This window comes from Saccharothrix sp. CCNWYY140, assembly GCF_037401995.1.
In the GTDB taxonomy this organism is placed as follows: Bacteria; Actinomycetota; Actinomycetes; order Mycobacteriales; family Pseudonocardiaceae; genus Actinosynnema.
On sequence record NZ_JBBEGC010000005.1, the window covers coordinates 81,410 to 107,603 of the forward strand.

General features: G+C 72.5%; 34 protein-coding genes and 1 tRNA gene. 18 read left to right on the forward strand and 17 right to left on the reverse strand.

The annotated features are described in order from the left end of the window. The first annotated feature begins 59 nt into the window (after positions 1-59). Entirely contained in the window at positions 60-1,160 is a 1,101-nt protein-coding gene (gene dnaN, locus WBN91_RS04715) for a DNA polymerase III subunit beta (protein WP_337722687.1), read from the forward strand. On the opposite strand, the gene WBN91_RS04720 is transcribed toward dnaN, so the two are convergent. After that, on the reverse strand, positions 1,143-1,481 hold the full coding sequence (locus tag WBN91_RS04720) for a winged helix-turn-helix transcriptional regulator (RefSeq protein ID WP_337722688.1): 339 nt from the start codon (positions 1,479-1,481) through the stop codon (positions 1,143-1,145). The two genes, dnaN and WBN91_RS04720, sit on opposite strands and share 18 nt — an antisense overlap. A 25-nt stretch (positions 1,482-1,506) precedes the next feature. Between WBN91_RS04720 and WBN91_RS04725 the strand changes: the two genes are divergently transcribed. After that, entirely contained in the window at positions 1,507-1,797 is a 291-nt protein-coding gene (locus WBN91_RS04725; protein WP_337722689.1) for a YybH family protein, read from the forward strand. Here the strand turns inward: WBN91_RS04725 and WBN91_RS04730 are convergent. Continuing rightward, positions 1,783-2,538, reverse strand: coding sequence for an MBL fold metallo-hydrolase (locus tag WBN91_RS04730; RefSeq protein ID WP_337722690.1), 756 nt, complete (start codon positions 2,536-2,538; stop codon positions 1,783-1,785). The genes WBN91_RS04725 and WBN91_RS04730 overlap by 15 nt on opposite strands. Continuing rightward, positions 2,535-3,299: an NUDIX hydrolase gene (locus tag WBN91_RS04735; RefSeq protein WP_337722795.1), complete on the reverse strand. Its 765-nt coding sequence runs from the start codon at positions 3,297-3,299 to the stop codon at positions 2,535-2,537. Before WBN91_RS04735 ends, WBN91_RS04730 begins: the two co-directional genes overlap by 4 nt. Before the next feature lie 69 nt (positions 3,300-3,368). Here WBN91_RS04735 and WBN91_RS04740 point away from each other — a divergent pair, with 69 nt between their 5' ends. Both WBN91_RS04740 and WBN91_RS04745 read left to right on the forward strand, forming a co-directional pair. Continuing rightward, entirely contained in the window at positions 3,369-3,725 is a 357-nt protein-coding gene (locus WBN91_RS04740) for a hypothetical protein (RefSeq protein ID WP_337722691.1), read from the forward strand. 4 nt (positions 3,726-3,729) lie between these two features. After that, positions 3,730-4,629 (forward strand): Gfo/Idh/MocA family protein, encoded by a 900-nt coding sequence (locus tag WBN91_RS04745; RefSeq protein WP_337722692.1) that lies wholly within the window; start codon positions 3,730-3,732, stop codon positions 4,627-4,629. Between the two features lie 127 nt (positions 4,630-4,756). Here WBN91_RS04745 and WBN91_RS04750 read toward each other — a convergent pair whose 3' ends face one another. The 5 genes from WBN91_RS04750 to WBN91_RS04770 form a co-directional block, all read right to left on the reverse strand. Then, a complete protein-coding gene (locus tag WBN91_RS04750; RefSeq protein WP_337722693.1) occupies positions 4,757-6,043 on the reverse strand; it encodes a hypothetical protein in 1,287 nt (428 codons plus the stop codon). 91 nt (positions 6,044-6,134) lie between these two features. Beyond that, a complete protein-coding gene (locus WBN91_RS04755) occupies positions 6,135-6,737 on the reverse strand; it encodes a hypothetical protein (protein ID WP_337722694.1) in 603 nt (200 codons plus the stop codon). 1 nt (position 6,738) lies between these two features. Next, positions 6,739-7,197, reverse strand: coding sequence for a RidA family protein (locus WBN91_RS04760; RefSeq protein ID WP_337722695.1), 459 nt, complete (start codon positions 7,195-7,197; stop codon positions 6,739-6,741). After that, on the reverse strand, positions 7,194-7,349 hold the full coding sequence (locus WBN91_RS04765; protein WP_141979599.1) for a DUF4177 domain-containing protein: 156 nt from the start codon (positions 7,347-7,349) through the stop codon (positions 7,194-7,196). The genes WBN91_RS04760 and WBN91_RS04765 overlap by 4 nt, the downstream gene beginning before the upstream one ends. A gap of 36 nt (positions 7,350-7,385) precedes the next feature. Beyond that, complete coding sequence (locus tag WBN91_RS04770) at positions 7,386-7,775, reverse strand: hypothetical protein (protein ID WP_337722696.1); 390 nt, start codon at positions 7,773-7,775, stop codon at positions 7,386-7,388. Between the two features lie 81 nt (positions 7,776-7,856). Here WBN91_RS04770 and WBN91_RS04775 point away from each other — a divergent pair, with 81 nt between their 5' ends. The 5 genes from WBN91_RS04775 to WBN91_RS04795 are packed head-to-tail and all read left to right on the forward strand — an operon-like array spanning position 7,857 to position 10,769. Then, on the forward strand, positions 7,857-8,108 hold the full coding sequence (locus WBN91_RS04775) for a hypothetical protein (protein ID WP_337722697.1): 252 nt from the start codon (positions 7,857-7,859) through the stop codon (positions 8,106-8,108). Further along, positions 8,105-8,359, forward strand: a complete 255-nt coding sequence (locus WBN91_RS04780) for a hypothetical protein (protein WP_337722698.1) — start codon at positions 8,105-8,107, stop codon at positions 8,357-8,359. The genes WBN91_RS04775 and WBN91_RS04780 overlap by 4 nt, the downstream gene beginning before the upstream one ends. Before the next feature lie 4 nt (positions 8,360-8,363). Then, positions 8,364-8,615 (forward strand): hypothetical protein, encoded by a 252-nt coding sequence (locus WBN91_RS04785; protein WP_337722699.1) that lies wholly within the window; start codon positions 8,364-8,366, stop codon positions 8,613-8,615. A gap of 43 nt (positions 8,616-8,658) precedes the next feature. Beyond that, positions 8,659-9,651: an ArsA-related P-loop ATPase gene (locus WBN91_RS04790; RefSeq protein ID WP_337722700.1), complete on the forward strand. Its 993-nt coding sequence runs from the start codon at positions 8,659-8,661 to the stop codon at positions 9,649-9,651. Beyond that, positions 9,648-10,769: an ArsA family ATPase gene (locus tag WBN91_RS04795; RefSeq protein WP_337722701.1), complete on the forward strand. Its 1,122-nt coding sequence runs from the start codon at positions 9,648-9,650 to the stop codon at positions 10,767-10,769. The genes WBN91_RS04790 and WBN91_RS04795 overlap by 4 nt, the downstream gene beginning before the upstream one ends. Here the strand turns inward: WBN91_RS04795 and WBN91_RS04800 are convergent, their stop codons facing one another. After that, entirely contained in the window at positions 10,770-11,057 is a 288-nt protein-coding gene (locus WBN91_RS04800; protein ID WP_121223621.1) for a WhiB family transcriptional regulator, read from the reverse strand. A 258-nt stretch (positions 11,058-11,315) separates the two neighbouring features. Between WBN91_RS04800 and WBN91_RS04805 the strand changes: the two genes are divergently transcribed. Next, positions 11,316-13,775 (forward strand): transglycosylase domain-containing protein, encoded by a 2,460-nt coding sequence (locus tag WBN91_RS04805; protein WP_337722702.1) that lies wholly within the window; start codon positions 11,316-11,318, stop codon positions 13,773-13,775. Positions 13,776-14,042: 267 nt separating this feature from the next. Here the strand turns inward: WBN91_RS04805 and WBN91_RS04810 are convergent, their stop codons facing one another. Next, on the reverse strand, positions 14,043-14,513 hold the full coding sequence (locus tag WBN91_RS04810) for a GatB/YqeY domain-containing protein (RefSeq protein WP_337722703.1): 471 nt from the start codon (positions 14,511-14,513) through the stop codon (positions 14,043-14,045). A 64-nt stretch (positions 14,514-14,577) separates the two neighbouring features. Between WBN91_RS04810 and WBN91_RS04815 the strand changes: the two genes are divergently transcribed. The 5 genes from WBN91_RS04815 to WBN91_RS04835 all read left to right on the forward strand — a co-directional run bounded on the left by WBN91_RS04815 (position 14,578) and on the right by WBN91_RS04835 (position 18,843). Then, positions 14,578-15,537, forward strand: a complete 960-nt coding sequence (locus tag WBN91_RS04815; protein ID WP_337722704.1) for a metallophosphoesterase — start codon at positions 14,578-14,580, stop codon at positions 15,535-15,537. Positions 15,538-15,577: 40 nt separating this feature from the next. Beyond that, positions 15,578-15,654: transfer RNA gene (locus tag WBN91_RS04820), tRNA-Pro, on the forward strand. 343 nt (positions 15,655-15,997) lie between these two features. Next, positions 15,998-16,219, forward strand: a complete 222-nt coding sequence (locus WBN91_RS04825; protein ID WP_337722705.1) for a hypothetical protein — start codon at positions 15,998-16,000, stop codon at positions 16,217-16,219. 21 nt (positions 16,220-16,240) lie between these two features. After that, entirely contained in the window at positions 16,241-17,038 is a 798-nt protein-coding gene (locus WBN91_RS04830; RefSeq protein ID WP_337722706.1) for a class I SAM-dependent methyltransferase, read from the forward strand. Next, positions 17,035-18,843 carry a S9 family peptidase gene (locus WBN91_RS04835; protein WP_337722707.1) on the forward strand — a complete coding sequence of 603 codons (1,809 nt, stop codon included), beginning with the start codon at positions 17,035-17,037 and terminating at the stop codon, positions 18,841-18,843. Before WBN91_RS04830 ends, WBN91_RS04835 begins: the two co-directional genes overlap by 4 nt. Positions 18,844-19,168: 325 nt before the next feature. On the opposite strand, the gene WBN91_RS04840 is transcribed toward WBN91_RS04835, so the two are convergent. The 3 genes from WBN91_RS04840 to WBN91_RS04850 all read right to left on the reverse strand — a co-directional run bounded on the left by WBN91_RS04840 (position 19,169) and on the right by WBN91_RS04850 (position 20,768). Beyond that, positions 19,169-19,645 carry a Dps family protein gene (locus WBN91_RS04840; RefSeq protein ID WP_337722708.1) on the reverse strand — a complete coding sequence of 159 codons (477 nt, stop codon included), beginning with the start codon at positions 19,643-19,645 and terminating at the stop codon, positions 19,169-19,171. 11 nt (positions 19,646-19,656) lie between these two features. Then, positions 19,657-20,079, reverse strand: a complete 423-nt coding sequence (locus WBN91_RS04845) for an organic hydroperoxide resistance protein (RefSeq protein ID WP_337722709.1) — start codon at positions 20,077-20,079, stop codon at positions 19,657-19,659. Positions 20,080-20,207: 128 nt separating this feature from the next. Then, positions 20,208-20,768: an NADPH-dependent FMN reductase gene (locus WBN91_RS04850; protein ID WP_337722710.1), complete on the reverse strand. Its 561-nt coding sequence runs from the start codon at positions 20,766-20,768 to the stop codon at positions 20,208-20,210. Positions 20,769-20,847: 79 nt separating this feature from the next. Here WBN91_RS04850 and WBN91_RS04855 point away from each other — a divergent pair, with 79 nt between their 5' ends. Continuing rightward, complete coding sequence (locus WBN91_RS04855) at positions 20,848-21,915, forward strand: alpha/beta hydrolase (protein ID WP_337722711.1); 1,068 nt, start codon at positions 20,848-20,850, stop codon at positions 21,913-21,915. Between the two features lie 48 nt (positions 21,916-21,963). Here the strand turns inward: WBN91_RS04855 and WBN91_RS04860 are convergent, their stop codons facing one another. From WBN91_RS04860 to WBN91_RS04870, 3 genes are read right to left on the reverse strand one after another with little or no spacing between them, the layout of a single operon-like run. Continuing rightward, complete coding sequence (locus tag WBN91_RS04860; RefSeq protein WP_337722712.1) at positions 21,964-22,722, reverse strand: hypothetical protein; 759 nt, start codon at positions 22,720-22,722, stop codon at positions 21,964-21,966. Beyond that, positions 22,719-23,027, reverse strand: a complete 309-nt coding sequence (locus WBN91_RS04865) for a type VII secretion target (protein ID WP_337722713.1) — start codon at positions 23,025-23,027, stop codon at positions 22,719-22,721. The genes WBN91_RS04860 and WBN91_RS04865 overlap by 4 nt, the downstream gene beginning before the upstream one ends. A gap of 11 nt (positions 23,028-23,038) precedes the next feature. Next, positions 23,039-23,329 (reverse strand): YbaB/EbfC family nucleoid-associated protein, encoded by a 291-nt coding sequence (locus WBN91_RS04870; protein ID WP_337722714.1) that lies wholly within the window; start codon positions 23,327-23,329, stop codon positions 23,039-23,041. Between the two features lie 54 nt (positions 23,330-23,383). On the opposite strand from WBN91_RS04870, the gene WBN91_RS04875 reads away from it, so the two are divergent. Together WBN91_RS04875 and WBN91_RS04880 are read left to right on the forward strand one after the other, a co-directional pair. Continuing rightward, positions 23,384-23,584 (forward strand): hypothetical protein, encoded by a 201-nt coding sequence (locus tag WBN91_RS04875; protein ID WP_337722715.1) that lies wholly within the window; start codon positions 23,384-23,386, stop codon positions 23,582-23,584. Between the two features lie 42 nt (positions 23,585-23,626). After that, complete coding sequence (locus tag WBN91_RS04880) at positions 23,627-24,781, forward strand: MFS transporter (protein ID WP_337722716.1); 1,155 nt, start codon at positions 23,627-23,629, stop codon at positions 24,779-24,781. On the opposite strand, the gene WBN91_RS04885 is transcribed toward WBN91_RS04880, so the two are convergent. Then, positions 24,764-26,191, reverse strand: coding sequence for a gluconokinase (locus tag WBN91_RS04885; RefSeq protein WP_337722717.1), 1,428 nt, complete (start codon positions 26,189-26,191; stop codon positions 24,764-24,766). The two genes, WBN91_RS04880 and WBN91_RS04885, sit on opposite strands and share 18 nt — an antisense overlap. Positions 26,192-26,194: the final 3 nt, after the last annotated feature.

Genomic DNA, 26,194 nt, shown 5'->3' on the forward strand with positions numbered 1-26,194 from the left:
GGATTTCCTCCGCCGGAGGTCGCCCGGAATTGTCGTACCCCGTCGTTACGGTCCCGGGCATGGACCTGACCGCGACCACCGCCGACCTGGCCGCCGCCGCCACCGAGGTGGCCCGCCTGCTGCCCACCCGGGTGCTGAACCCCGTCCTCGCGGGCCTCGTGCTGCGCGCCGACGGGACAGGGGTGGAGCTCGCGGGCAGTGATCGCGAGCGGGCCGTGCGGCTGCACCGGCCCGCCACCACCCACACCGACGGCGCGGCGCTCGTCCCCGCCAAGCCCTTCGCCGACACCCTGCGCGGCCTGGACGACCCGCAGGTCCGGCTGGTCGTCGAGGGCTCACGGCTGGCGATCCGCACCACGACAGCCCGCTTCGCCCTCCCGCTGCTCGACCTCGCCACCCACCCGGGCATCCCCGCGTTGCCCCCGAAAGCCGGCGAGATCCCCTCCGACGTCCTCGAAGCCGCGCTCGTCCCGGTGGCCAGCGCCACCTCCAAGGACGACGTCCTCCCGATCTTCACCGGCATCCGGATGACCAGCGCCGACCACCGCGTCGAGCTGATCGCCACGGACCGCTACCGGATGGCGTACGCGACCGTCCCGTGGACGCCTGAAGGTTCCCTGAACGTCCTAGCGCCGGCCGCCCTGATGGCTGACGTGTCGCGCCTTCCGCAGCACACTGTCGTGACCATCCACGCCGACGAAGATCGCATCGCCCTGTCCTGGCCGGGCGGCAGCGTCAGCACCGCCCTCCTGGCCGCCCCGTTCCCCGACGACCGAGCCCGCACACTGCTGGAGGCAGTCATCGACAGCACCGTGGTTGTGGAGGCGGACGCCCTCGCCGGCGCCGTGAGGAGGGCGACCCCCTACTCCGGCCCGCACGGGTCCGTGACGTTGCACGTGGAGGACTCCGAGCTGCGCGTCCGCGGCAGCGACCCGCAGACCGGGGAGTCCGAGGAGTCGGTCAAGGCCACCACCGAGGGCAACCGGGTGACCAAGACCTTCCAGGCCCGCTACCTGGCCGACGCGCTCAAGGCGTTCAGCGGCCGACGGGTCGAACTGCGCATCCAGGACGGCCTGCGCTCCACCGTCCTGACAGCGCCGCCCGCCGCCGACGGCATCGAGCTGAAGTACCTGGTCGTCCCGCTACGAACAGTCGTGTGAACCCCACTCCCACAACGTGTCCAGCACCCCGCGCAACGCCTGCCCGCGCGGGGTCAGGGAGTAGCTGACGCGCGGCGGCCACCCGGCCACCCGCGACCGCTCCACCACTCCGCACTCGACCAGTTGCGCCAGCCGGTCGGCCAGCACCTTGTCCGACACGGCCAGCGCCGCCGCCAGTTCGCTGTAGGTGCGGGCGCCGCCCAGCAGTTCCCGCACCACCAGCGTCGTCCACCGCCCGCGCAGCGCGTGCAGGGTGATCTCGACCGGGCAATCCGGCGTCGGCCGGTCCACCTCCAGGTGACTCACCGTTTGGTTGGCCACGCAACGCCTCCCTAGCCTCGATGCCGTGCCCGCGAAGACACCGCACGAACTGCCCGCCCTGTTCGCCGAGCTGTTCAACCGGGGCGACCCGTCGTCCCTCTACGAACCCGGCGCCGAGCCCGAGGTCCTCGAAGGCCACCTCGGGGTCGACGCCAGGATGGAGGTCCACCCGCGCAAGGTCCTGGTCAACGGCGACATCGCCCTGCTGGTCGTGGACTGGCGGCTGGGCGGGATCACCGGCACCGCCACCGACGTCGCCCGCCGGGGTCCCGACGGCTGGCGGTACGTGATCGACAACCCGTCAGGCGTCGCGTAGGTAGTCCAGCTGGGACTGCACCGACCACTCGGCGGCGGGCCACAGCGACGGGTCGACGTCCGCGTACACGACCTCGACCACCTGGCGCGCGGTCGGGTCGCCGCCGAGCCGCTCGACCGCCGCCCGCACCTGCGCCAACCGCTCCTGCCGGTGCACGAGGTACGCGCGCGCCACCGCGCCGGCGTCGGGCAGCTCGGGACCGTGACCGGGCAGGACGACCGTCCCGGCGGGCAGGCCGGCGAGGACCTTCAGCGACGCCAGGTAGTCCCGCAGCTTGCCGTCCAGCACGGTGGTGCCGCGTCCCAGGATGGTGTCGCCGGTCAGCACGGCGTTCTCGACCAGGAAGCTCAGCGAGTCGTCGGTGTGGCCGGGCGTGGCCACGACGCGGATCTCCAGCCCGCCGCCGACCACGACCTCGCCGCCCGCGAGGCCCTCGGTGCCGAGCTCGGGGTTGCCCGCCCGCACGGGCGCGCCGACCAGCCGGCCGAACTCCGCCGCGCCCTCCGAGTGGTCGTGGTGCCCGTGGGTCAGCAGGACGGCGTCCACCGGCCCGTGCGCGGCGACCCGGTCCAGGTGCGCGGGGTCGAGCGGACCGGGGTCCACCACCACGCACGACCGGGCGCCGGGCGCGCGCAGCACCCACGTGTTCGTGCCTTCGAGGGTCATCACGCCGGGGTTCTCCGCGAGCACGACCGACGCGAACGGCGTGACCTCGCGCAACTGCCCGTAGAGCGGCGTCACGGCACGACCACCCGGACCTGGTCGCCGTCCCGCACCAGCTTCGGGATGATCTTCTCCACCTCGCGCGGCGCCGCCAGCACGTCCGCCACCCCCGGGAACTCGGCCAGCTCCGACAACGTCACCCACGTGGGCGGCAGCAGCAACCGCCGGCCCTCCTGCCAATCCTGCAACGCCTCCGCCGGCCGCTGCCAGCCGGCGTCCGAAGCCTCCGATGTGACGTCGTCCGCCTTCTGCCCGACCGGCAGGACGGCGACGAAGAACCGCGTGTCGTACCGGCGGGGTTCCTCGGCGGGCGTCACCCAGTTCGCCCACGGCCGCAGCAGGTCGGCGCGCAGCACCAGCCCTTCGCGGGCCAGGAACTCCGCGAACGACACCTCCCGCCGCACCAGCGCCTCGCGGGCGTCGGCGTAGGTGGAGGTGTCGGCGACGACGGTGTCCGGCGACGGCCCGGCCAGCAGCACACCGGACTCCTCGAACGTCTCCCGCACGGCCGCGCACACCAGTGCGCGCGCGAGGTCGGTCGAGCAGGCAAACCGCTGCGCCCACCAGTCCGGCTCGGGTCCGGTCCACGCCACGGACGTGTCCGCGTCGCGCGGGTCGACGCCGCCGCCGGGGAAGACCGTCATCCCGCCCGCGAACGCCATGCCCAGGACCCGGCGCTGGAGGAACACCTCGAACCCGGTGTCGCGCTCGCGGACCAGCACGACGGTCGCGGCGTCGCGCGGGGTCACCGGGACCTCGGGCACGACGTCGGGCACCATGCCGGGCGGCAGGACCAGTTCCTCGGGGAGTTCGCGCACGGCCCGAGCCTACGACGAGGATGATCCGCCGTGGACACCGCGAAGAGGGGCTGCCTGCTCAACGTGCTGCTGTTCGTGCTGGGGGCGGTGGTGGGCACCGGCATGACGGCGGTGCTCGTCGTGCTCGTGTTCCTGCCGAGCCGCGACACGACCAGCGCGAACCCCGGCGATCCGGGAGTCTGGGTCAAGGAGGTCGACACCCTGCTCGGCGCGCCGGAGTACGAGGTGTGGCTGGGCGCGTCGGAGGACCACGGGCACGTCGTGGAGATCCCGGCGGGGTGGGGGCACGAGCCGGAGGTGGTGCGGTCGGCGGACGGCGTCGAGCTGCGGTTCGCCAACGGCGGTCGGATCTTCGTGCCCGCCTCGACTTACGTAGGCGGCCGATGAAAGTATGGGTGTCGTGGACGAACAGTTGCGCGTGGGACTCGTCGGGGCCGGACCGTGGGCGGAGCGCGTGCACGCGCCCGGGTTGGCCGACCACCCCGGAACCCGCCTGACCTCGGTCTGGGCCCGCCGCCCCGAGGCCGCCGCCGGGCTGGCCGAGTCGTACGGCGCGACCGTGGCCGCCGACCCCGACGAGCTGCTGTCCTCGGTGGACGCCGTCGCGTTCGCCGTGCCGCCGGAGGTGCAGGCCGAGATCGCGATCAAGGCGGCCGGACTGGGCAAGCACCTCGTCCTGGAGAAGCCGATCGCGTCCACTGTGGAGGATGCCGAGCGGCTGGCGGACGCCGTGTCCGATGCCGGGGTGGCGTCGCTGGTCGTGCTGACCAGGCGGTTCGCACCGGAGACCGAGGAGCAGTTGGAGCAGCTGCGGCAGACCGGCGGCTGGGTCGGCGGCACGGCCCGCTGGCTGACCGGCGCGCTGCTGGACGGCCCGTTCTCGGCCTCGCCGTGGCGGCACGAGCGGGGTCCGATCGACGACATCGGGCCGCACGCGTTCGACATCCTGGACGCGGCCCTGGGCACGATCACCGAGGTGCTCAGCGCACACGTGTCCGCGGCGGGCCTGTGGCAGCTGTCGCTGGGCCACGAGGGCGGCGCGACGAGCACGGCGACCCTGACCATGACCCTGCCGCTGTCGCCGCCGGTGGTCGAGGTGAGCGTGTTCGGCGAGCACGGTTACCGCCAGCTCGCGGACCGAGGGACGACCGCGCAGCAGTGCTACACCAACCTGCTGGACGACTTCGTGGCGATGGTCGACAGCGGCACCACCACCCACCGCTGCGACGTGCGGCGCGGCCTGCACCTGCAACGGATCATCGCGGAGGCCCGCCGCAAGGCAGGCGTCTGACCCGGCCGGCGGCCTCCGGCCCCCGTCTCGATCATCGCACGGGGCACCGACAAACCCACGGCTGCGGGGCAGTGGGGAATTCGGTCGGGTCGCCGGACCGTTGAGCGGTCCGGCGACCCCCCCGTGATCAGCCCGGGTATTTGCCGTTGTTCGGCTTGGGCACGCCGTTGACGTACTCCGGCCCGCCGCCCGGCCACGACTGCTGCTCCCGCTGCGCCAGCTCCTCGTGCAGCTGCTGCAACAACGCCCGCTCGCGGTCGCTGAGCTTGGCGTCCACGGTCGGCGGCAGGTGGACCGACGCCGGTGCGACGCCGTCCGCCAAGGCCGCCTGGAGGGCCGCCAGGTCGTCCGGGTTCAGCTCCGTCGTCTCCTCCGACCGCGACACCGGCGGCTCCTCGACGCGGTTGCGCTTGTCGGCGCGGGAGCCGCGGGTCGGGAGCGGGTCGGGGCGGGCGGACGAGCGGGTCGGCAGCTCGGGGCGTGCCTCCGGTTCCGGTGTGGGTTCCTCCACCGGAGCCGGTGCCGGAGCCGACGCTTGAGCCGGAGTCGACGGCGGGACCGACGGCTCGGTGGACGGCGCGGGCGACGGGTGTGCCGGGGGCGCGAGGGGCGTCACCTGGGCCGAAGGGGCCTCGACGGGCTCCTCCGCCACCGGTTCCTCGACCTCGCGCACCGGCAGTCGCTTGACCGGCTTCGGCGGGAACGGCTGCGCGCCCTCGAAGGACTCCGCGCGGGCGCGCCTCGGCTTGGAGCCGGGTTCGGGATCCGCGGGCACCGGTTCCGGCTCGACCACCGGTGCCCCGTCCCGGACTTGGCCGTCGAACCACGTGGCGCCGGCCGCCGAGGGCGGTGGCACCGAAGCGGCCGACTGGTAGAAGACCTCGCGGGCCGTCGACGTGGCCGCCGCGTGGTACTCGCCCAGCGGCGTGCCCACGGTCAGCACCTCGACCACCGCGCGGATGCCCGCACGGCGCAGCACGCCGTCGACCCGGTACGCCGTCGCGGGCGCGAACCCGGACGGGCCGATGTCCACCAGGACGACCCGCTGCGGCAGCGGTCCGGGCGTCGCGCCGGCCGGGCTCGACCGCCACGTCGCCCGCACGGAGCGCACGTCCGGCAGCACCGACAGCGTCTTGCCCAGCACCTCGGCCAGCCCGTCCGCCGGGTCCGACTCGACGGTGAACCGGTGCCGCGGCACGGGCACCTGCTCGACCGCGAACAGCCGGTCCGCCAGGGCGACGTCCGAGCGGACCTCGCCGAGCAGCCAGCCGATCTCGCGTCTCTCGTCCACGGACACCGGAATCCGCCCCGCCAGCAGGCAGCCCACCAGGAGCTCGACCGCGCGGTCGAGCTCGGCGACCGCCAGCAGCTCCCGAGCCTGGGTCAGCGCGTCGTCGTCAACGCGTCCGGCCAACGCCAACAGGAGGTCGTGTAAACGGACGGGAAGCCCCACTCCGTCGTTCGTCACGCCTGCTCTCCTTCCGGCCCGCGCGGCAGCGTCGGGTCTATACGGGCACCAGGTGCCCGTCGGCCTCGGCGCCGGTGCACACCAGCTCCGATGCCGCCAGAGCCGCCCGGTGGTAGGGCGGCAGGTCCGTTCCGGCGGGCAGGACCTCCACACAGGGGTCGTGCTCGCCCAGCGCCCGCAGCACCCGTTGGAGCTCGCCCGCCAGGCGGGCGTGCCCGGAGGTGGCCGCGACCAGGATCACCCTCCTGGTCCCGCCCGGACCCCGACGCCACGTGGACCGGACTTCGCCGACCCCGGGGCGCCCGCGCAGGGTCGCGCCGAGCACTACGGTCGCGGAATCACCCATCAGCACCCGTTCGGGTGATTCCGGGGTGAATGTGTAACCGGGATCGGGCTCCTCGTCCAGTCCCTTGACAGAACTGATCGACGAAAGATCGGCGCCGTGCGGCACGAGGGCCTCCGCGAGCAGGCGCTGCTCGTGGTCGGTCAGCCCGATCCGGTCGTGCAGCAGCGTGCGCGGAAGGGTGCGGGCCAGCACCACGACGGCGTCGGTGGCGGCCCAGTCGCGGAACCGCCACAGGACGTCGTCGGGCAGGCGGCCGGCCAGCCGCAGCAACAGCTCGTGGCACGTGTCCGACATCTCACTCCCCGATTTCGACGATCAGGTCCACCTCGACCGGCGCGCCCAGCGGCAACTCGGCCACGCCGACCGCAGCACGCGCGTGCTTGCCCGCGTCACCGAAGACCTCGCCCAGCAGCTCCGACGCGCCGTTGATCACGGCCGGCTGCCCGGTGAACCCCTCGGCGGACGCCACGAACCCGGTGAGCTTCACCACGCGGACGACCGCGTCGACGCCGACCAGGTCGTCGATCGCGGCGAGCGCGTTGAGCGCGCAGGTCCGGGCGTGCGCCTTGGCCTCCTCGGGGCTGACGTCCCCGCCGACCTTGCCGGTGGCGGCCAGCGCCCCGTCCACGAACGGCAGCTGGCCGGACGTGTAGACGTGGTTCCCGGACCGCACGGCCGGCACGTAGGCCGCGACCGGCGCCGCGACCGGCGGCAACTCGACGCCCAACTCGGCGAGCCGAGCCCGCCAGCTCATGCCTTGGGCCGCTTCAGGTAGGCGACGTGCTGCTCACCGCTCGGGTTGGGCAGGACGGTGACCAGCTCCCACCCGTCCGCACCCCACTGGTCCAGGATCGCCTTGGTGGCGTGGATCAACAGCGGGACGGTCGCGTACTCCCACTTCTGCATGCGGGGGAGCCTAGCCGGACCGCTCGGCCCCGTGCGTCAGGTCCGGCCAACCGAACCGATCACCAACTCCACCGGCCCGCCGCGCACCGCCGCGAGCACGGCATCCCTCCCCCGCCCGCCACCGCCGGCCCCTTCAGCCGCCCCCGCTCCCGCTGGACCGCCGCCACGCCCGCGCTCGCCCGACGCGGCGGCCGTTGTCGACGTTCTCGTAGCCGACGACCGACCGCTCGGACGAGCGGCCGGCACGGCGACGAACCGCTCCACCAGCACCTCGGCGTCCCGGTCCAGTCCCAGCTCCGGCACGTCGCCGATCAGCGCCGCACCGACCAGGACCACGAGGCCGACGACCTCGCGCGGTGGGTGGGCGGTGGCGTCCTCGCCGTGTTGCGACAACCACCCGATCGGTGACCCCTCGGAACACTGCACCGCTGCTATCGTGGCGTTGCGCGCTACGGACGCTGCGCGCTCAGGACTGCCGGCTTCGCCAAGGGGGTAGGACGGGTTCAGATGGATCGGGACGAGTTGGAGATGGTGTCGGGCGCCGGGCGGGCGTTGGACGAGTGCAAGAGGTTCATCGCTCGGGTCATGGACGAGTCCACGGGGATGAGCACCACCGAGTACACAGAGCCGGTCGAGGCGTGGGCCGGGAAGCTCGCCCACATGCTGTTCGCCATCGGGCGGCAGGCTGCGGAGTGGGCGGAGGCGCGCGGGTTCATCGTGATCGACCTGCCGCCGGAGGGTGGTGAGGGGGTGGCGTGAGCAGTATTGACGTGAGTGGGCTTGCGCCGCGCTTGTTCGCCGTGGTGCAGGGGGACGACGAGGAGCAGTGGGTCGCCGCGTGGGGCATGGAGTTCGAGGACCACGCCGAGGTGGCCGCGGTGTCCGGTGACTTCCGGATGCTCGTGCCCGCCGCGGCGGGGTCCCTGAAGTACTTCGACGAAGGGCTCGACGTCCGCACCACCCTGGTGTGGGTCGACCCTGCCCCGCCGGGCAGATCGGCGCTACCTTGATCGAGTGGAGACCTGGCGGGTCGTGGCGACGGGCGCCTTCGTGCTGGGCGGGCTCGTGCTGGTGCTCGTCGCGATGGCGCAGGCCCGTGATCGCAAGCACGCGCGCGGGGCCGACGTGTGGCGGGCCGGCCTCCTCGGCCTCGCCCTCGTCGGCCTCGTGGCGGTGCTCATCGCGTACTGGCTGCCCTCCGTGGCGGCCTGGGGCACCGTCGCCGCGACCGCTATGGCGGTGGCCTTCATCACGCTGATGGACTGACCGTGTCAGGCGGTTCTCAGCGGCGCGCGCATACGCTGGCCCGGTGAACGGCTGGACCGACGAGCTGACCCGAGCCCGCCTGCACGTCGTCACGGGCAAGGGCGGCACGGGCAAGACCACCGTCGCCGCCGCCCTGGCGCTGGCGCTGGCCACCGGCGGGCGGCGGGTGCTGCTCGTCGAGGTCGAGAACCGGCAGGGCATCGCCCAGCTCTTCGACCGGGCGCCGCTGCCCTACGCCGAGGAGCGGATCGCGTCCGCGCCCGGCGGCGGCGAGGTGCGCGCGCTGGCGGTCGACCCCGAGGCGGCGCTGCTGGAGTACCTCGACATGTTCTACAACCTGGGGTTCGCGGGGCGGACGCTGCGCCGGATGGGCGCGATCGAGTTCGCCACCACGCTCGCCCCCGGGCTGCGGGACGTGCTGCTCACCGGCAAGGTGAAGGAGTGCGTGCGGCGCGCCGGCAAGACCGGTCGGCACGAGTACGACGCGGTCGTGCTGGACGCGCCGCCCACCGGCCGCGTGGTGCGGTTCCTCGACGTCACGCGGGCGATGGCCGACCTCGCCAAGGTCGGCCCGATCAAGGGCCAGAGCGACGGCGTGGTGCAGCTGCTGCACTCCGGCGACACCGCCGTGCACCTGGTCGCCCTGCTGGAGGAGATGCCGGTGCGGGAGACGCTGGACGCGGTCGCCGACCTCGACGCGGCCGACCTGCGGCCGGGCGCGGTGTTCGTCAACCGGGTCCGCCCGCCGCGCCTGCCCGCCCGTTCGATCACCTCCGCCGCCGGGGGCCGGGTCGACGAGGCCCGCCTGCGCGCCGGGCTGGAGGCCGCCGGGCTGGACGTGGACGAGGACGTGCTGCTCGGCCTGGTCGACCAGACCGTCGAGCACGCGGCGCGGGTGCGGATGGAGCAGCAGGCCAAGGAGCTGCTCGCCGAGGCGGACCTGCCCAGCGTCGAGCTGCCCGAGCTGACCGACGGGGTGGACGTGGCCGCGCTGTACGAGCTGGCCGAGGTGCTGGTCGAGCGGGGTGTGCGGTGAACAAGCTCGACGTGGACGCGCTGCTGGACGACCCGGCGACCCGGGTCCTGGTGTGCTGCGGCTCCGGCGGGGTCGGCAAGACCACGACCGCGGCGGCGCTGGCCGTGCGGGCCGCCGAACGGGGCCGCCGCACGGTCGTGCTCACCATCGACCCGGCGCGGCGGCTGGCCCAGTCGCTGGGCCTGCGCGAACTGGACAACCACCCGCGCGAGGTCAAGGTCGAGGGGTTCACCCCGAAGGGTGAACTGCACGCGATGATGCTGGACATGCGCCGCACGTTCGACGACATGGTGTGGCAGCACGCGGGCCGGGAACGCGCCGAGCAGATCCTGGCCAACCCCTTCTACCAGACCATCTCCACGTCGTTCTCCGGCACGCAGGAGTACATGGCGATGGAGAAGCTGGGCCAGCTGGTGGCCCGCGACGAGTGGGACCTGATCGTCGTGGACACCCCGCCCAGCCGCAGCGCCCTGGACTTCCTGGACGCGCCGCAGCGCCTGTCGACCGTGCTGGACGGCAAGCTGATCCGGCTGCTGTCCGCGCCCGCGCGGGCCGGCGGGCTGGGCTTGCGCAAGATCGTCGGGGCCGGGTTCGGCCTGTTCACCAAGGCCGTGTCGACCATCGTCGGCGGCCAGCTGCTCCAGGACGCGTCGACGTTCGTGCAGGCCTTCGACAGCATGTTCGGCGGCTTCCGGCAGCGCGCCCAGGCCACCTACGACCTGCTGCGCTCACCCGGGACGGGGTTCCTGGTGGTCGCGGCGGCCGAGCCGGACGCGCTGCGGGAAGCCGGCTACTTCGTGGACCGGCTGTCCGCGGAGGACATGCCGGTCACCGGCCTGGTGGCCAACCGCACGCACCCGGTGCTGGCGTCCCTGCCGGCACCGGGCGCGCTGGCCGCCGCGGAGAAGCTGGAGCGTTCGGGAGACGCCCCCCTGGCGGCTGCGGTCTTGCGGGTGCACGCGGACCGCGTCGCGGTCGCCGATCGGGAGCGGCGACTGCTCGCGCGGTTCACCCGCGCGCACCCGGCGGTACCCCTGGTCGGGGTGCCCGCGCTGCCGACCGACGTGCACGACCTGGACGGCCTGCACGAGATCGGCCGGCGGCTCGCGGGCGAGTGACTACCCGACCTTCGCTTCCCGGTGTTCCTGGCGCGCGGTGTCCAGGAGCTCGTGCCACGACGTGACGTCCGGCCGCCGGCGCAGGAGCGCGCGACGCTCCCGTTCCGTCATGCCGCCCCAGACGCCGAACTCGATCCGGTTGTCCAGGGCCTCCGCGAGGCACTCGGTGCGCACGGGACACCCGAGGCACACCACCTTGGCCTTGCGCTGCTCCGCGCCTCGGACGAAGAGCTGGTCCGGCTCTTCATCACGGCACGAGGCCTTGATCCGCCAATCCCCCTGTTGCATAACCCCCACCTCAGTTCACACAGTGCCCAGACTCTTCAAAAATCCGCCACACCCCTGCCGCGGATGCCGTAGGCTCACCATCGAGTGGTTCCGCCGTCGGCTGCTGTCTTGGACAGTGACGGACTGTAGAGCCTTCCGGTTCCACCTCCAACCCTGGGTTGCCCACCTGTTACCTGTCTTGAGTACTCGTACTCATCCTGGGTAATGAATGCCCCGCGACCCGTCTCACCTGGACGTGGCCTGGGTAACCTGACCTGCATGAGGGCCAGGAACGGCGTGCTCAAACTGCTCGGCCTGTGTCTGCTCGCGGGGGTGCTCCTCGCGGGCATGATGTTCCCCGTCGTGGGCTCGCTGGGCCTGGTGTCCAACAGAGCCAGTGACACGGTCGACAGCATCTCGGCCGACCTGGTCACCACCGACCCGCCGCTGATCACGACGATCACGGACAAGGACGGCGCGCCGATCGCGTACCTCTACGACCAGTACCGCGTGCTCGTCCCGCCCGAGAAGATCTCGCCCACGATGAAGGCCGCGCTGGTCTCCGTGGAGGACCGGCGGTTCTACGAGCACCAGGGCGTCGACTGGCGGGGCACGATCCGGGCCGGGTTGACCAACCAGGTCAGCGGCGCGGTCACGCAGGGTGCCTCCACGCTCACCCAGCAATACGTGAAGAACTACCTCGTGCACGTGGTCGCGCGGAACAACCAGGTCGAGGCCCAAAAAGCCCAAGAGCAGACCATTGCGCGCAAGGCCCGCGAGGCGCGTATTTCACTCCAGTTGGAACGCAAGCTGGGCAAGGAGGAGATCCTCGCCCGGTACCTGAACGTCGTGCCGTTCGGTTCGACGATCTACGGCATCGCGGCGGCGTCGCAGGCGTACTTCAACACCACGCCGGACGCGTTGACCGTGCCGCAGGCGGCGGTGCTCGCGGGCATGGTCAACAGCCCGTCGGCGCTCAACCCCGAGGCGTACCCGGAGAAGGCGCTGGAGCGGCGCAACCAGGTCATCGACAAGATGGTCGAGAACGACAAGCTGTCCAAGGACGCCGCCGAGGCCGCGAAGAAGGAGCCGCTGGGCCTGGCGACGCCCGTGCGCACCCCGCCCAACGGGTGCGTCGGGGCCGGCCCGGAGAACGGGTTCTTCTGCTCGTACGTGGTGACCTACTTGCAGCGCAACGGTTTCAGCCTCGAACAGCTCAAGACCGGCGGCTACACGATCCAGACCACCTTGGACCGCACGATCACCTCGCACGCCAAGGCCGCCGCCGAGGGGCAGGTCGCCAAGGACACCGAGGGCATCGCCAACACGATGGCGGTCGTGCGGCCGGGCCGGGAGCGGCACGAGGTGCTGGCGCTGGTCGCGAACCGGGACTACGGCCTGAAGGCGGACCAGTTCCAGACCACCTACGACCTCCCGTCCGGGGTGGAGAACAAGTTCGGCGCGGGCAGTGTTTACAAGGTGTTCACCGCGGCGGCGGCGCTGGAGAAGGGCATGGGCATCGAGAACACGATGGCCACGCCGAACTCGCACGTGTCGCGGGTGTTCAAGGGCGGCGGCGACAAGTGCCCGTCCACCGGCGAGCCCGGCACCCGGTGGTACTGCCTGGGCAACGCGTCGTCGAACTACCCGCCTCAGATGAACCTCCAGACCGCGTTGCAGACCTCGCCGAACACCGGGTTCGTGATCCTGGAGGAGCAGCTGGGCATGGACCCGGTCGTGGACATGGCGTCCCGGCTGGGCATGCGCGAGACGATGGCGACCAACCTCGCCGGCGAGCGGCCCAACCCGAAGGCCAAGGAGAACGGGCTGCGGGTGTCGCAGACGGAGTTCTACAAGGCCAACGGCGGCAACGCGTCGTTCACCCTGTCCCCCGCGCCGGTGAGCACGCTGGAGCTGGCGAACGTGGCGGCGACGATCATCAGCGGCGGCATGTGGTGCCCGCCGTCCCCGATCGGCAAGGTGACCGACCGCAACGGCCAGCCGGTGCCGGTGAACGAGGCGCCGTGCGAGCAGGTCGTGGCCGAGGGCCTGGCCAACGGCCTGGCGGTCGGCCTGAGCAAGGACGACCAGGGCCAGGGCACCGCCGCGGCGGCGGCCAAGGGCGTCAAGTGGGACCGCCCGGTGATCGGCAAGACCGGCACCACGGAGGACTACAAGTCGGCGGCCTTCATCGGCGCCACCCCCGACTTCGCCGGCGCGGTGCAGACCTTCAACGACGGCACCGCCCCCCGCGGCATCTGCGTCAACGGCGGCCCGCCCAGGCTGTGCGGCGAGGGCGACATCTACGGCGGCACGGTCCCGGCGAGGACGTGGTTCGCCACCATGACCAAGGTCCACGAGGGCCTGCCGCGCCGCGAGCTGCCCCCGGTGGACGAGCGCTACCGCAAGGGCGGCAAGGAGATCCAGATCCCCGAGGTGGTCGGCCGCAACGTCAACGACGCCACCAGGATCCTGGAGGAAGCCGGCTACAAGGTGACGGTGTCGAACCGGAACTCGGAACAGCCGAAGGGCACGGTGGTCGGCCAGACACCACGCGGTTCGGCACTGCGCGGGACGGTGGTGACCCTGCTGGTGTCGACGGGCTACGTGCCGCCGCCGGCCCCGACGGAGACGAGCTCCCAAAACCCACCGGCCCCGGGCGACCCACAACCACCGGGCAACGGCAGGCCCACCGACCCACCCCAAATCACCCTGCCCACAGACCCACCACGCCGCTGACCACCCCGGTCCGCCGGCTATGACAGGGGGGCGCAGCCACTGGCCGCGCCCCGCTCCCGTCGTGCCCTTTTTGTCGTACCCCCGTGGGACAATGGAAACCGGGGGCCGGAGGCCGGCGCCGCGAATCAACCGGCAGGCTCAACCTCCACCCAGCTGGGGGCTCGCCTCTCAGCAGCCCGGCTCGACCCTCACGCCCAGCCGGCAGGCTCCGTAGCTCTCACGCCCAGCCGGGCAGGCTCCGCGCCGGCAGGCTGCGTGCCCTCACGCTCAGCCGGCGAGTGAGGCCTTCACCGCCGCCGCCACCCGGCCGCCCTCGGCCCGCCCGGCGACCTTGGCGTTGGCGGCCTTGATGACCTGGCCCATCTGCTTCGGCCCCGGCTTGTCGCCCAGCGCCGCCTCGACCTCCGCGACCGCCTCGGCCACCAGCGCCGCGAGCTCGTCGTCCGACAGCTGGGCCGGCAGGTAGTCCTCCAGCACCTTCGACTCGGACCGCTCCAGCTCGGCCTGCTCGGCGCGCCCGGCGCCCGCGAACGCCTCCGCCGCCTCGCGCCGCTTCTTGACCTCGCGGGTGATGACCTTCAGCACCTCGTCGTCGGACAGCTCGCGCGCCGCCTTGCCGGAGACCTCTTCCGTGGTGATCGCGGCCAGCGTCATGCGCAGCGCACCCGCCCGGACCGTCTCCCGGTTCTTGATCGCCGCCGTCAGATCCGCCTGCAACCGCGCCTTGAGCTCCGCCATGTGCGCAAACGTTACCGGGCACCGGTCTGCACCCCGAACCGGTCAACCCCCTACCCTCGACGTCGTGAACAAGCTCGGCCGAACGCTGCTCGCCACGACCGCCCTCGGCACGGCCACGCTCGCCTACGCGGCGGGCATCGAGCGCCGGCACTGGACGCTGCGCCAGGCCACCGTGCCGGTCCTCGCGCCCGGCTCCGCGCCGCTGCGGGTGCTGCACCTGTCGGACCTGCACATGATGCCGGGGCAGGGGTCCAAGCAGCGCTGGGTCGCCGCGCTCGACGAGCTGGAACCGGACCTCGTCGTGAACACCGGCGACAACCTGGCGCACAAGCAGGCCGTCCCCGCGGTGATCCGCGCACTCGGCCCGCTGCTGAACCGCCCGGGCGTCTTCGTGTTCGGCAGCAACGACTACTACGCGCCGCGCCCGAAGAACCCGGCCCGCTACCTGCTGCCGTCGGCGAAGACCAAGCGCATCCACGGCATCCCGCTGCCGTGGCGCGACCTGCGCGCCGCGATGGTGGAGCGGGGCTGGCTGGACCTGACGCACGAGCGCCACACGTTCACCGTGGCCGGCCAGGAGATCTTCGCCGCCGGCCTGGACGACCCGCACCTCAAGCGCGACCGCTACGCCGACATCGCCGGCCCGGCCCCGGAGGCGGCCCTGCGCCTGGGCGTCACGCACTCACCGGAACCGCGCGTCCTGGACCCGTTCGCTGCCGACGGCTACGACCTGGTCCTCGCCGGCCACACGCACGGCGGCCAACTCCGCCTGCCCGGCTACGGGGCGATCGTGACCAACTGCGACCTGGACCGCTCCCGAGCCCGCGGCGTCTCCCGCTGGGGCGCGCACATGTGGCTCAACGTCTCCGCCGGCCTGGGCACGTCCCCGTACGCCCCGGTCCGCTTCGCGTGCCCACCGGAGGCCAGCCTGCTCACCCTCGTGCCGCGCCCTGTCGACGCAGGTCAGAGCGGTTCGGCGGCGGAAAGGGATACCCGGTTCGGAGTGGGTGGGAACGTCAGGTAGAGTTCTCCTCGTTCGGCCCCCACGGGAGGCCGGGCGAGACCGGGGTGTGGCGCAGTTTGGTAGCGCGCTTCGTTCGGGACGAAGAGGTCGCAGGTTCAAATCCTGTCACCCCGACCAGTCGAAGGGGCTGTCCGAGATCATCGGGCAGCCCTTTTGTCGTTCCCGGTGGTGGCGAAGCTCGGGAAGAGATCCTTTTGGTTTTGACTTCGGCGTCGAGACCCTCCGTAATCGCGTTACAACGCAAGGCGGTCGCTGGGGTACGGCCACGCGATGGAGTGAACTTTCGGCCTAGTAGCCGCATACTGACGTAAAGTAGTGACTATCCGAGCATCGGTCACTTTCTGTTAATCCATACGAGTGAAGGTTGACGGTTCAACTCACGGAACGTAACAACCCGCCGGGGGCGACGCGACACCGAGACAACGCATCGGTCCCGGACGCTTCCAGCGAGGAGTCACCCATGAGCACCGTCTCCGCGGCCAAACCGACCTCCACCGGCTGGGTGCGCTTCGTCGCCTCGACCGTTGTCTGCCTCCTCGTCGTCGGGCTCGTGGCCGTGGTCTCGAACGCCGTGGTCGGGGTGGTCGCCGGGCTTGCCGTCGCCGTCCTGGGGGTCGCGCTGAACGCCCTCGGGCGCGCGTCCCGCACCCTGGACCGAATCTTCACCGAAGAGCTGGACTGAAACCCCGGCACGATCGGTGGCATGGGAGACCACTCGACCCGCGCCGAGGTCCGCCGCCGGACCTACGGAGAGCGTGACCTCGCCGCCCTGCACGTCTTCGCGGGCGGGTTCATCAACTTCGGGTACTGGCGGGACGTCCCGCTCGACGGCCCCCTGACCGTCGACCAGCGCATCGCGGCCCAACAGGCCCTTTACGACACCGTCCTGGACACCCTGCATGTCACCCCGACCGACCGCGTCCTGGAGGTCGGCTGCGGCCAGGGGATCGGGGCGCGGGCTATCGCCGGACGCGGGCCGCGGCTCGTGCACGGTGTGGACCTCGTGCCGGAGCAGGTCGAGCGCGCGAAGCGGAACAACGCCGAAGCCCTCTTCTCCGTCGGCGCGGCGGACGACCTGCCGTTCGGTGACGACACCTTCGACCGCGTGCTGTCCGTGGAGGCGGCGCAGCACTTCGAGGACCTGGCCGGGTTCGCGCGGGAGTGCGCGCGGGTGTTGGTGCCGGGTGGGCGGCTCGCGGTGACGACGTTCTTCGCCGCCCCCGGTGCCGAGGCCGAGTTGCGCGAGCTGCTGGTGACGTTCGAGAACGGGATGGACCTCGCGCACACCGTCGAGGGCTTCCTGGACGACCTCCGGGCGGCCGGGTTCGTGGACGTGCGGGCGGAGAGCATCGGCGCGCACGTGTGGGAAGGCCTGGACCGGTGGCTCGCGCAAGGGCCGCACCGGGACCACTGGGACCGCAACTGGCTGCGTGCCGCGCGGCGCGGTCTCCTGGACTACCACCTGGTCACCGCGCGGCAGCCGGCAGGATCGGAGGGGTGACGACGCACCCGACCGCCGAAGTCCCCGAGCCGCTGTTCGACGACCCCGAAGCCGAGACCCGCTGGCGGGACCGCTTCACCGCGCCGCGCGTGAGCCTGCCCGGCTGGGCGGACGACGCGCCGGACCGCAGCCTGTACCTGTCGAACTCCAGCGGCGTGTGGGAGATCTACGCGTGGGACCGCGGCGCGGACACCCACCGCAAGGTCACCGACCGCCCGAACGGCACGTCCCACGCGGCGCTGAGCCCGGACGGCGAGCAGATCTGGTGGTTCAACGACACCGACGGCGACGAGTTCGGCGTCTGGGTGCGGGAGCCGTTCAAGCCCGGCGGGACCGCCGAGAACGCCGTCGAGGGCGTGCCCGCCGCGTACCCGGCGGGGCTGGAGATCGGGCACGAGGTGGTCGTCGTCGGCACGTCCACCGACGACGGGACCACGGTGTACGTGTCCCGGTCCGGCGGGCCGGCGGCCGTGATCTACCAGCACGAGAACGACGGCGGCGTGGCCGCGCTGTCCAAGGACGAGACGCTGGTCGCGCTCGCGCACTCCGAGCACGGCGACAACCGGCACGCCGCGCTGCGGGTCGTCACCCCGGACGGCACCAAGGTCGCCGAGAAGTGGGACGGGCCGGGCAAGGGCCTCGACGCGATCGCGTTCAGCCCGGTGCGCGGGGACAACCGGCTGCTGGTGCTGCACGAGCGGCGCGGCCGGGAGGAGCTGCTGATCTGGGACGTCGCGGCGGACACCGAGACCGAGATCGCGATCGACCTGCCCGGCGAGATCAGCGCCGACTGGTACGAGGACGCGTCGGCACTGCTGGTCGTGCACACGTTCCAGGCCCGGAACACCTTGCACCGCTACGACTTGACCATCGGCACGCTGTCCGCTTTGGACACTCCACACGGGACGGTCGGTTCGGCGAACGTCCGCCCGGATGGCGCTGTGGAGTACTCGTGGTCCTCCGCCGCGCAGCCCGGCGTGGTGCGGGTGCTGGACGTCGACGGCGACGAGCGCGTGCTGCTGTCGCCGCAGGGGCACAAGGCGCCGCCGTCGGTGGGGCTCGAGGACGTGTTCGTCGGTGACGTCCACGCGCTGGTCGCACGCCCGGAAGGCGCCGGTGACGGTCCACTGCCGACGGTGTTCAGCCTGCACGGTGGTCCGCACGCGGCCGACGAGGACCGGTTCTCGGCCTACCGGGCGGTGTGGCTGGACGCCGGGTTCGCCGTGGTGCACGTGAACTACCGCGGCTCGACCGGGTACGGCTCGAAGTGGCGGGACGCGATCGAGGGCCGGCCGGGGCTGACCGAGCTGGAGGACGTGGCCGCGGTGCACGAGTGGGCCGTGTCCTCCGGGTTCGCCGACCCGGCGAAGTGCGTGGTCAACGGCGCGTCGTGGGGCGGGTACCTGACGCTGCTCGCGCTGGGCACGCAGCCGTCGCTGTGGGCGGCGGGCATCGCGGGCGTGCCGGTGGCGGACTACCTGGCCGCGTACGAGGACGAGATGGAGCCGCTGCGGGCGTTCGACCGGGCGCTGTTCGGAGGGTCGCCCGAGGAGGTGCCCGACCGGTACCGCGAGTGCTCGCCGCTGACCTACGTGGACGCGGTGCGTGCGCCGGTGCTGGTGCTGGCCGGGGAGAACGACCCGCGCTGCCCGATCCGGCAGATCGACAACTACCTGGACCGGTTGGCCGCGCGCGGGGCGGAGTACGAGGTGTACCGGTACGACGCCGGGCACGGGTCGCTCGTGGTGGCGGAGACCATCCGGCAGACGGCGGCGGAGGTCAGGTTCGCCCAGCGGGTGCTCTGACCAGCGCGGCGGGCTGGTCGGACCGCACGGGTGGCTCGTGTGAGAGGGCACGGGTGGCTCGTGTGAGGGACGCGGCAGGCTCGTGTGGGAGGCGCGGGAGGCTCGTCCAACAGGCGCGGGAGGCTCGTCCGACAGGCGCGTGGCGCTCGGCGCGGCGCGCTCGGGCGCGGCCTCCGGCCCCCGTCTCCATCGTCCCACGGGGGTACGACAGTCGGGGCTGATCGGGGCGCGGAACTCGGGACGGGGAACTCGGAGCAGGGAACGGGAACGCCTCGCCGGGCGCCGGGTTCGGCGTCCTGCGAGGCGGGGCGTTCCAGCGGGTGGGTCAGGCCTGTTGGGCCTGCCACATCCAGTGCGCTTGTTCGAGCTGCTTGGTGATCTCGATCAGCAGGTCCTGCGTGACCAGGTCGGACTTGTCGGTCTCGTCGATGCGCGCGCGCAGCCGCTCGATGAGCTTGGCCAGTGCGCCGACGACCGCCGACACGACCTGCTCCTCCTTGAGCCAGTTGTCCGGGAACTCCGGCACGCCCGAACCCGCCGCCACGGTCTTCGCCTTGCCGTTGGGCGAGACGCCGAGGGCGGCGGCACGTTCGGCGACCTCGTCGACGTAGGTGCGGGCCGTGGTCACCAGCTCGTCGAGCTGGAGGTGGACGCTGCGGAAGTTCTTGCCGACCACGTTCCAGTGCGCCTGCTTGGCCACCAGGGACAGGTCGACCAAGTCGACCAGGGTCGCCTGGAGGACCGCGCCGACGGACTTCTTGTCGGCCTCGGTCAGCGGGCTGGTGATCGGGGACTTGCTCATGGACGCCTCCTTCAGACGGTGGCGGTGAGAGCCACCTCGATGTTGCCGCGGGTGGCGTTGGAGTACGGGCACACCTGGTGCGCCTTCGCGACCAGGTCCTCGGCGACGTCCTGCGGCACGCCCGGGATGTGCGTGTGCAGGTCGACGGCCAGCTGGTAGCCGCCGTTGCCGTTGGGCCCGAGGTTCACCTTGGCGGTGACGGTGGTCTCGCCCAGCGCGACCTTGTCGTGCCGTGCGACGACCTTCAGCGCGCTGTGGAAGCACGCCGCGTAGCCGGCCGCGAACAGCTGCTCCGGGTTGGTCTTGTCGCCGCCGGGGCCGCCCAGCTCCTTGGGCGTGGCGAGCTGCTCGTCGATCACGCCGTCCGAGGACCGGACCTCGCCGTTGCGCCCGTCGCCCGCCGCGGTGGCTTCCGCCGTGTAGAGCACCTGCATGGTGAACGCTCTCCTTTGAGCTGGTGGTTGAGGCTTCCTGATCTCCCCAACACCCGGCCGAGGCCGAACCACACCCGTTCGTGTGGCAGCTCACGCCCCTCGCAGAAGTACCCGTCCAGTAGAACCGCTTAACGGGTCTGTGACGCGGCGAACTCCGCCACCTGTCGCCCGATCGTGCGCAAAGTGTCCGCGACCGTGGCGTCCGAGCAGCCGCCTTCGAGGTCGAAGTCGACCTGGCGGGAGTTGATCGCCGAGCCCAACGGGGTGGGCCAGCCGCGCAGGGCGTGCACGATCGAGCGCAGCGCGGTCAGGGTGGTCACCGCCGCCTGCCAGCCGTGCGCGGCGGCCACGCAGCCCACCGCGCGGCCGTGCAGGTAAGGGCGCTCGTCCTCGCGGAGGTCCTCGACGTAGTCCAGGGCGTTCTTGACCAGGCCGGACACCGTGCCGTGGTAGCCGGGCGAGACCAGCACCACGCCGTCCGCCATGCGCAGGGCGTCGATCAGGCGGCGGGCGTTGTCGGGGCGGTCCGGGACGGCGGGGTCGTAGAACGGCAGCACCAGGTCGGGTCCGGCGACCTCGATGGTCTTGGCGCCCGCGTCGGCCGCCGCACCCAGGACGATGCGCATCGCGCGCTCGGACTGCGAGTTGGGGCGGAGCGACCCGCCGATGCCCACCACCGTGACCGTCATGGTGTCCGATCCTGCCACCTCGACCTAGGTCGAGGTCCAATCCTGGCTTCGGGACCTACCCGCTAGTAACGTGCGTTGCATGTCGAAGCTCGCCGAGTCGGTTCCCACCGGTCTGGTCGCCGGCGCCCTGCGGTTCGCGTTCGCCCTGCCACGGCCGTTGCGCAACCTGGTCATCGGCCGCCCGATCGTGCTGGACGGGCAGCGCCTGCACCCCGAGGCCCAGCTGATCCTGCGGTTGCAGCGGCTGTCCGGCGAGGAGTGGACGACCACCACCCCCGCCGCCAACCGCAGCGCCCTGACCAGGAGCACCGCACTGGTCAGCGGCCCGGTCGTGGAGGGCGTGACGGTCCGCGCGGTGGACATGGACGGCGTGCGCGGCCGGTTCTACACGCCGCACGGCCTGGCCGAGGGCTCGCCGCTGCTGGTCTTCTACCACGGTGGCGGGTGGGTCAGCGGCGACCTGGACAGCCACGACAACCTGTGCCGGTTCCTCGCCGTGGAGGCCGGGGTGCGGGTGCTGTCGGCGGACTACCGGCTGGCACCCGAGCACCCGTTCCCGGCGGCGGCGGACGACGCGCAGACCGCGTTCGCGTGGGCCGTGGCGAACGCTTCGGAGTTGAAGGTGGACCCGGCGCGGATCGCGCTGGGCGGCGACAGCGCCGGCGGCAACCTGGCGGCGGTGACCGCCCTGCACGCGCGCGAGGTCCGGCCCGTGTTCCTGCTGCTGTTCTACCCGGCGGTGGACGCGACCGTGCGGCGGCGTTCGCGCGAGCTGTTCGGCCGGGGGTTCTTCCTGACCGACGAGAAGATGGACTGGTTCCTGGACCACTACGCGCCCTCGCGCGACTCGCACGCCGACCCGCGGCTGTCGGTGCTGCTGGCCGAGGACCTCAGCGGCCTGCCGCCGACGTACCTGGCGACGGCCGGCTTCGACCCGCTGCGCGACGAGGGCGAGGCGTTCGCGGCGAAGCTGGCGGAGCAGGGCGTGCCGGTGGTGCTGCGGCGGCACGAGGGCCTGTTCCACGGGTACGCGAACATCCTCGGCGTGGGCGGGGTGTTCCGGGAGGCGGTGGCGGAGGCCGTCGGCGCGCTGCGCACGGGCCTGGCCTTGGCGAACGCCCGCCAGGACGTGCCCGAGACGGCCTGACGGACCGGCGAGGGGCCGCCCCCGATCCCGTGGGGGCGGCCCCTCTGGTCAGTTGGCCTGCTGGGGGCCGCGGTCGCCGCCCACCGCGCCACCGGATTCAGCGCCACCGCTGCCGACCCCCGCTTCCGCGCCGCCGCTCCCGGCACCGGCTTCGGCCCCACCGCTGCCGACACCGGCTTCAGCGCCGCCGGCCTCGGCCCCACCGCTGCCGACGCCGGACTCCGCGGACTCCAGGTTGCTTTCGAGCTGGTCGGTCAGGGCGTCGCGTTGGCGCTCGTTCTCGACGCACAGCCGCACGATCTCGCCGACCGCCGCGTGCACGACCCCCTCGGCCCGCTCGAGTTCCTCGGCCCCGTAGGTGTCCTCCACCCAGCTCCCGTCCAGCACGGTCCGGACCGCGTCCACCACCTCCGGCCGCCGGGCGACGTCGGTCGCCGCCGCGCCGGTCGCGACGGCCAGGCCGTCCAGGTCGGCCGCCAACTGCTCGACCTCGCCGATGATCTTTTCCAGGCGGTCGCGTTCGGCGCGCAGCTCGTTCAGGTCGCGGTCGGTGGCGGCGGCGGCCTCGTCGGCAGCCTCGCCGGAGGACGCCTCGCCCTGTTCGGCGCGGGCGGCCTCGGCTTCGGCGATGGCCTTGTCCAGCTCGTCCCGGGCGGACGCGAGTTGGTGCTGGTAGTCGCGCACGGCCTCGGGCTCGTAGTCGACCAGGGACAACGCCTTCACGGGGCTGTCCGCGCCGCACTTGCCGGCGGCGGCGTCGAGGTCGCGGCACGCGTCCATCGCCGCGCGGATCGCGGGGTGGCTCACTGCGCACCTGCCCGGGTGATGTCGCCGGAGTTGGCATTGTCGGTGTTGTCGTAGTTGTCGGCGTCGCGCTCGATGCGGTCGGCGATGTCGGCCAGGCCGTGCCGCCGGCGGCGCAGGCCCTCGGTGCGGCGGGCGACGGCCGCGTCCAGCACGGCCGCCGTGCGCGGGCCGGGGCCGGACTCGCCGAACGCCCCGCCGCGCACCTCCGTGCCGGCCAGGGCACCCGACGCGACCTCCACGCGGTCACCCGCCTGCCGGAACCGCTTCGCCGAGGCGCGCATGCGCCCGGTGTCGGCTGTGAACACCTGCTCCCCCTTCAGGAACCCAAGTAGTAGGACCGCCGCTCCGCGACCAGGTCGCGGGCGGAGCGCTGGGCGGTGGTCGCGGCCTCCAAGATCGCGTTCGCCAGCACCTTGGGATCGACGCGCGCGACGAGCGTCGCGTTCACGGCAACTTCGACGACTTTTCCGGAGGTGTCCACACCGACCTCGACGAGCCCGTTGCCGTCCCGCCCGGCGACGACCCGGCCGGCCAGCTCCCGCTTGAGGGCGTCCCGGGCCTGCTCGCGCCGCTCGGCACGGGCAGCCATGTCCTCCAGCGCACTCATCCGACCCTCCCCCGGTCACCCGATCGTGTTATGGATCAACGTAGTCTCGGTGCCGTGGAATCGGGGTTCTGGGTCCGGGTGCGCCTCGGCGACGCACCACCCGCGGTCCGCCTGCCCGACCCGGGCGAACCGCGCTGGGTCCGCGCGTCGGGCAGCAAACCCGCCCCCCGCGACGACGAACCCGAGGCCCGCACGACGTGGCTGGTGGACTCGTTCGAGATCGTCGCGCCCCGCTACCCGTGGCAGCGGGACTGACAGCCCGTAAACCCGTTGCCCGGACAGGTGAAGATAGGACGTGTGAACCTCGCCCCCTACCTGGCCGTCCTGCGCACGCCCCGGGTCCCGTCGTCGCTGGTCCTGATGCTGTTCGCGCGGATACCGGCCACGGCGGCGGGCATGACGATCACCATGCACGTCCTGCTGGGGTTGGAGCGCGGGTACGGCGCGGCGGGGCTGGTCGGGGCGATGTCGACGATCGGGATCGCGGTCGGGTCGCCGTTGATGGGGCGGCTCAGCGACGCGCGGGGGCTGCGCGCGATGTTGGCGTTGTCGCTGGTCACCGAGGGTGTGTTCTGGTTCGTGGCGCCTCTGCTGCCCTTCGAGGTGCTGTTGGTCACGTGCTTCCTGGCGGGGCTGAGCACGATCCCGGTGATGTCGCTGGGCCGGCAGGTCCTCACCGCGCTGGTCGACAAGTCGGGGCGGCGCACGGCGTTGGCGCTGGACTCGATGGCCGTCGAGGTGGCGTTCATGGCGGGGCCGGCGCTGGGGGTGTTCCTGACCACGCACTGGACCAGCCGGGTCGCCATGTGGACGATCGGCGCGCTGATGGTCCTGTTCGGACTGGTTCTGTACGCGGTGAACCCGCCGGTCCGCACCGAGTCCGGCGACCGCGTGCCGCGGCGGGAGTGGCTGTCCGGGCGGCTGGTCGGCGTGCTGGTGACCGCGGGCGGGGCGACGTTCGTGCTGTCCGGGGTCGAGGTGGCGGTGGTGGCGTCCATGCGCGGGCTCGACCTGACCGCGTGGACGGGCGCGGTGGTCGTCGTGATGTGCCTCGGGTCGCTGGCGGGCGGTTTCGTCTACGGCGCACTGGACCGCGTGCCGCCGGTGTGGGCGCTGATGGGCGCGATGGGGCTGCTGGCCGTGCCGATCGGGCTGTTCACCGGGTCGGTGTGGGCGCTCGCGATCGCGCTGGTCCCCACGAACTTCCTGTGCGCACCCACCATCGCCGGCACCGGCGACGCCATCGCCGACCTCACCCCACCCAACGCCCGCGGCGAGGCCCTGGGCCTCCAGGGCTCGGCGTTCACGCTGGGCGCGGCACTGGGCGCACCGATCACCGGCTTCGTCATCGACCACTCGGCACCGGGGTGGGGATTCGTCGTGGCGGGCGCCGGCGCGGTGGTCATCGCGGCGGTGTCCCTCAAGACGAGCCGGTCACCGCAGCTCGTGTAGCGCCCGGTAGAGCTTGGCGACCAGCGGGCGGGTGCGGTGGTAGTGCTCGATGGCCTCGAGGTTGGCCGCGATCCGCTTGGTCGGGCGGATGAGGCGGGACGCCTCGGTCAGGTCCGGCAGGTCGCCCAGGGCGTGCCACGCCAGCAGGGCCGCGCCGACGCCCGAGCCCTCGCTGTCCTCAGCGATCTCCAAGGGCAGGGCCAGGGTCGCCGCCAGCACGGTGGCCCACAGGTCGCTGCGGAACGCGCCGCCGGTCGCGCGGATGGCTTCCACGTCGGCTACCGAGCGGACGGCGTCCAGGACCAGGGCCAGTTGTTGGGCGACGCCCTCGATCAGCGCTCGGGTGATCTCGGCGCGGCCGTGGTCGCGGCGGACGCCGATCAGGGCTGAAGTCGCGTCGGCGTCCCACCAAGGGGCGCGTTCGCCGAGTAGGTACGGCAGTGCGGTGATGCCGGAGGCTCCGATGGGGACCTGCGCGGCCTCGTCGAGCAGGGTGGGCAGGTCCGTGGAGAAGGTTTCCGACGCCCACCGGGCCACCACGCCGCCGTTGCTGACCGCCCCGCCCAGCACCCACAGGCCGCTGCCGATGGCGTAGCAGAACACCTGCCCGTCCTCGTCCACGGCGGGCCGGTCGCGCACCACGCGCAGGGCGCCGCTGGTGCCCAACGACACCGCCGCCACGCCGGGCACTACCGCACCGACGCCCAAGTTCGCCATCGGGCCGTCGCCGCCGCCCAGGACCACCGGGGTGCCCAGCGGGATGCCGGGGATCTCGAACGTCAGCGGGAACGTGTCGGTCGGTGCGTGCAGGTCCGGCAGGTCGGCGGCGGTCACGCCGGCGAAGGCCAGGGCGTCCGGGTGCCAGGACAGGGAAGCCAGGTCCAGGAGGCCCGTCGCGGAGGCCGAGGAGTGTTCGGTCGCCAGGACGCCCGTCAGGCGATGGGTCACGTAGTCCTTGAGGCCGCACCACTTCGCCGCCGTGAACCCCCGTGCGGCGAACCACGCCAGCTTCACCAGCGGCGACATGGTGTGGACGGGGGTGCCGGTCGCGCGGTGCAGCGCGATGCCCTCGGGGGTGCGGCGCAGGCGGGCTACCTCGGCGACCGCCCGGTTGTCCGCCCAGCTCAGGGACGGCGTGATGGGCGAAAGAGAGGCGTCCAAGCCCATCAACGTGTGCATCGCGCCCGTCAACGACAGGGCGCGCACGGTGTGCCCGGCGGACGCGACCTCCCGCAACGCGCGGACGGCCGCGTCCCACACCTCGACCGGGTCGTGCGTGGCCTCGCCGGAGGGCGTGGTGCGCATCGGGTAGCCGTGCTCCGCCGATGCCACCACGCCCGCGTTCCGGTCTACCGCGATGACCTTGGTCGCCGTCGTTCCGAGGTCGATCGCGAGCACCACGTCCGCCATGAC